At 40.4% G+C, this 4958-nt stretch carries 5 protein-coding genes and 1 pseudogene; 3 read left to right on the top strand and 3 right to left on the bottom strand.

Annotated features, from left to right (window positions below; genetic code table 11):
- The coding region (locus L652_RS0115360) for a LysR family transcriptional regulator (protein ID WP_024603538.1) at positions 1-392 on the bottom strand (392 nt) is incomplete at its 3' end.
- An 80-nt stretch (positions 393-472) separates the two neighbouring features.
- Between L652_RS0115360 and L652_RS01000000123925 the strand changes: the two are divergent.
- The 3 genes and pseudogenes from L652_RS01000000123925 to L652_RS0115345 all read left to right on the top strand — a co-directional run bounded on the left by L652_RS01000000123925 (position 473) and on the right by L652_RS0115345 (position 3298).
- Positions 473-1617: pseudogene (locus L652_RS01000000123925) on the top strand (alkene reductase).
- Between the two features lie 245 nt (positions 1618-1862).
- Positions 1863-2627 carry a DUF6515 family protein gene (locus L652_RS0115350; RefSeq protein ID WP_024597087.1) on the top strand — a complete coding sequence of 255 codons (765 nt, stop codon included), beginning with the start codon at positions 1863-1865 and terminating at the stop codon, positions 2625-2627.
- 170 nt (positions 2628-2797) lie between these two features.
- Positions 2798-3298: an RDD family protein gene (locus L652_RS0115345; protein WP_002962012.1), complete on the top strand. Its 501-nt coding sequence runs from the start codon at positions 2798-2800 to the stop codon at positions 3296-3298.
- Between the two features lie 80 nt (positions 3299-3378).
- On the opposite strand, the gene lptG is transcribed toward L652_RS0115345, so the two are convergent.
- Both lptG and L652_RS0115335 read right to left on the bottom strand, forming a co-directional pair.
- Positions 3379-4446 (bottom strand): LPS export ABC transporter permease LptG, encoded by a 1068-nt coding sequence (gene lptG / locus L652_RS0115340; protein WP_024603537.1) that lies wholly within the window; start codon positions 4444-4446, stop codon positions 3379-3381.
- The coding region (locus L652_RS0115335) for an LptF/LptG family permease (RefSeq protein ID WP_024603536.1) at positions 4443-4958 on the bottom strand (516 nt) is incomplete at its 5' end. The genes L652_RS0115335 and lptG, both read right to left, overlap by 4 nt.

The following is a 4958-nucleotide window of genomic DNA, read 5'->3' as shown; positions in this document are numbered from 1 at the left end:
CGGGTAATATTAAATAATTGTGGCAATAAAGCCTGCGTGGCGTAGTCGGTTGCGCTTATGGTAAACACACCTTTATAAGTTTGCGGGCTAAACTGCTCGGGCTCTAGTAACGACTCTAATTGCTTTAAAATATGATTAACAGGCGTCTTGAGTCCTTGCGCTTTAGGAGTAGCAACCATGTTATTACCTTGGCGAATAAACAAGCGATCGTCAAATAAGTCTCGTAGCTTTCGTAGTTGCTCACTAATAGCTTGTTGCGTTAACCCCATTTTTTTGGCTACTTGCGAAAGATTTTGCAGTTCTAATAAGCTACTGAGTACTCTTAACTGTTTTATATCAAGCCGACTAATACCATTCATAATTGTATGCTGTACAAAAAAGTGTTGTTTCAAATTGTATCCTTAAATCTCTATGCTGCCAATGTTGCTTAACCACTATTTAAGCCTTTGTTTGCTTTATAAGAGAATTTAAAATGAAATCAGATTTAGTTAATACCGCTCCTTTATTCTCATCAATTGAGCTTGGCCCTTTTACACTTAAAAACCGTATTGTGATGCCTCCTCTTACTCGCTCTCGCAGCACTCAGCCTGGCAATATTCCTAATGAATTAATGGCTGAGTATTACTCGCAGCGTGCATCGGCTGGTTTTATGGTTACCGAAGGCACACAAATAGAACCTCGTGGGCAAGGTTACGCTTGGACCCCAGGTATTCACTCGCAAGCACAAATTGAAGGCTGGAAAAAAGTAACACATGCAGTACACGCTAAAGGCGGCGTTATTTTTGCTCAGCTTTGGCATGTAGGGCGCGTATCGCACGCCACACTACAACCAAATTCAGGTAAACCGGTTGGCCCTTCAGATATTATTGCTGACAATGTAAAAGTATTTATTGAAACCGCACCTGGTGAAGGCGCATTGGCTGACCCAAGTGAGCCTCGTGCATTAAGTACTACTGAGGTTGGTGAACTGGTAAACATGTACGCTCAAGCTGCACGCAATGCTTTAGAAGCTGGCTTTGATGGTGTGGAGCTTCATTGTGCTAACGGGTATTTAGTTAATCAGTTTATTTCTGAGCATACTAATAACCGTGACGATCAATACGGTGGAACGCTTAGTAATCGCCTGCGCTTTTTAAAAGAGATAGTTGAAGCGGTAAGTGACGTTGTAGGCTCTGATCGTTTAGGTGTTCGCTTTGCTCCTTTATTTGAAAGCACAGATGAAACACGAGTGTATTTAGGACTTGTTGAATCAAACCCTCATCACACTTATATCCAGGCCGTTAAAGTGCTTGAGCAAGCAGGTATTGCTTACTTATCGATTGCGGAAGCTGATTGGGATAACGCTCCCGATTTACCACAAGAATTTTATAAAGCAGTCCGAGCTGAATTTTCAGGGCGCATTATTTATGCAGGTAAATACACAGTAGAAAAAGCAGTGCGTATTTTAGGTGAAGGTTACGGTGACTTATTTGCATTTGGTCGCCCATTTATAGCTAACCCTGATTTACCAGAGCGTATAGCAAATAATTGGACGTTTAACGAAGCTGATGCAGNGCAGCCACTATGTATGGCGGTACTGAAGTAGGTTATAGCGATTATCCTTTTTATCAAAAGTAATTAACCAGCAAAGCCAAGGAAGGCTTAATTACTAATTTAATAGCCATTTTTTATGACACGACTAATCATTTTGGTATATTAAAACGTTCCTATAATCGTCAAAAACTAGAGATTATGTCAAGAACCGTCAGTAAAATGTAAAAAGCTGTAAGCATAACTCCGTTTGCTGTTGTATGTCAGTTAACATTCAGTTTGAGCCGCTAGTATTGAACCCAGTTATGTAAAAACATAAACGAGGCAATATTATGAAACTTACTTTTTTACTACCTGCCCTGCTCGCCATTGGCGCAGTATCAGGCTCTGCGCTTGGAGCACAAAACGAGCGAGAGAATGATAAAAGCTTTAAACGCGATCACGACAAACGTGTTGAATATAAACGCGATGAACGCCGCCATGAAAAAAAGCAGCGTATTGAGCATAAAAAAGAAAAACGAGAAGACCGTAAGCAAGAAAAACGTAAACTTGATAAGTACAAACAGGAAAAGCGTGAACTACACCGCTACAACCAGCGAAAATATAACTACTTAACAAGCCATCACAATTCAGTCGCTTACAGACAAAATCGATTTATAAACCATTTACCACGCAATAGCGCATCAATCAGATTTAATGGTATTTCGTTTACGTTTAACGACGGCCTTTATTACCGTAAAGCTAAAAGAGGCTACCATGTTGTTAAACCACCTAGAGGCCTGCGTATAAATACGCTACCAAGAAATTACAGGCATTTTAAACACCACAATACGACTTACTACACTTATCAAAATGTATACTACATTGCGGATAATGATGGTTATACGGTTGTTGATGAGCCATCAACTCGCCTTAATCAGGCAGTAAAAGTGGGTAATGTGAATGACTATAGCTTAGGCCAAACTTACGATTCATTGCCTCAGACAGCACAGGCCGTAATAATTAACTCACAGCAGTATTTTAAATACGGCGATATTTATTTTTTACCGCAAATAAGTGGTGACGACATAAAATACCTTGCTATTAAGCTAGGTTAAACTCGCTATAAATTAAAAGGCCTTACTGTAAATAGTAGGGTCTTTTTCATTCCCCTCCGTAGGTAGTAATTTACAGCAATAAAATCAATTCTCTCTAAACATTAACATGTCTTAGTATTTGTAAGCTTTTTTGTTAAACTAGCTCGCATATTAATAGTGAGAGTGTATTTATGTCGGGTGAGTTTCCACGTGCTGGTTTTTGGCGCCGTTTTGCGTCGTTGGTCTACGATACGTTAGCCATTATTGCGTTTGCGATGTTAACTGTAGTGCTGTATTTATTTGCAGTACAGGGGCTTATTTCTCTCGATGTAATTAGTTTAAATGGCGCAGAGGATGTATCTGCATTTATTCAAAATTCAAATCTTCTTTCGGGTATTCGTACCGCTCTTTTAATTATTGTTAGCTTAGTATTTTTTGGCTACTTTTGGACTAAAAGCGGGCAAACCATTGGCATGCGTGCATGGCGTTTAAAAGTACAAACTCTTGAAGGTAATTTAATTAGCTGGCCGCAATCAATTATCCGCAGCGTTAGCGCTTTACTCGGTTTAGGTAATTTGGTGGTGTTAGTCGATTTTAAAAACAAAAAAGCACTACAAGACTACATCTCTAAAACAGAAGTTATTGCGCTTACTAAAGAAGAAAACAGACGTATTTATAGTGAGCTTGATTAATACCTGCTTTCCAAAACTGGTAATTAAAAAGCAAAAAGGGTTACCACTGGTCACCCTTTTTCATACTTTGAATAGGTACTCTATACCCGTTTATTCATCAAATATGTCGCAAAGCCTATAAATATAATACTAGGTAATACCGCCCCTATAATGGCAGGTATTTGGTAAACCATAACTACAGGGCCAAATATTTCATTAGTTAAATGAAACACGATCCCCGTTACAACACCCATAATAATACGTGCGCCCATAGTAACGGTACGCAGCGGGCCAAATATAAACGAGAGCGCCACCAGCAGCATTACCGCTACAGATACAGGCTGCATAAGCTTACGCCACAGTGCAAGCTCGTAGGTACTAGTGTCTTGTTCGTTTTGCTCTAAGTAAGTTAAATACGACCAAAGCCCAGTAAATGAAAGTGACTCTGGTTTTACCGACACAACTCCTAACTTTTCAGCGGTCAATTGTGAAGGGTAAAACTCTTCTGGTAGTTGCTCTGTTGTGGTTTTTTCGCTCGTAATAATAACCTTATTTACATCACGAAGTAGCCAGCCTTCTTTTCGGCTCAGTGCATCTTTTGCTTTAGTGATTTGGGTAAGCTCTAACGATTTGTCAAAGTGGTACATGTGTACCCCATTGAGCCTGCCGTTTTCGTCAACATCTTCAATATTAATAAAATTGCTGCCGTCTTTAGCCCATACACCTTTTTGTGTGTTAAATACATCGCCGCCATGTATTGCTTGGTTACGCATTTCTTTGGCGTGTAATTGCGCTTCAGGTGCACCCCATTCGCCAAGTGCCATCATGCATACAGCCATAAATATGGCCGTTTTCATCACAGAGCCAATTATTTGTAAGCGCGACATACCAGCCGCTTGCATCACTACCAGCTCACTGTTTGAGGCAAGTGCCCCCAAACCCGTTAAGCCACCAATTAGCGCAGCCATCGGAAAAAACACCACTAAATCGCCAGGTATTGTGTAAAGCGTGTAAAGCATTGCGGTCATTAAATCGTAACTGCCACGCCCTACCGACTTTAGCTGGTCGATAAACTTAATTAAGGTGCTAATACCAACAAGTACCAACAATGCAAAGCCGGTAGTTTGTAAAATACTGCGGCCTAAATACCAATCAAGCGTTTTCATCATGAGCCTAACTCCCGCTTAGTTACAACGGCTTTAAGCCAAGCGCCCAACGGTCGCCCTTTTATAATTAATAATCCACCTATAAACAAGGCACTTAGATGAATCCACCACAAGCCAATTGAAGGCGGAATTTTGCCATCTTCAACTGCAAATTTAGCGGCATTTAGTAAAATAAAATAGCCTAAGTACAAGCTTATAGCAGGTACTAGTTTTGCAAATTTACCTTGGCGAGGATTAACCACACTTAGCGGTACTGCCAGTAAGGTAAGTAGCGGAATTGATAACGGAATAGCGAGTCGCCATTGCCATTGAGCAATAGATTCAGGAGTATTTATAGCCAATAATTGGTTAGTTGGCACAGCCTCTAATTTACGGCGTTGGTGTTCTATTTCTTGTTCTCGTATTTGTACGCTGTAACCATCAAATTCTGTTAAGTTAAGTGCAGGCGTTGTGCCATCTGTTTCGTAGCGTTTACCGTCTGTTAGCACGAGCTGTTGCTCACCATTTACGGCTTC

Origin of the sequence: Pseudoalteromonas sp. TB25 (genome assembly GCF_000497995.1) — a bacterium.
Classification (GTDB): domain Bacteria; phylum Pseudomonadota; class Gammaproteobacteria; order Enterobacterales; family Alteromonadaceae; genus Pseudoalteromonas; species Pseudoalteromonas distincta.
Note: the sequence above shows the minus strand (reverse complement) of the source record. Positions and strands in the feature narration are given on the sequence as shown.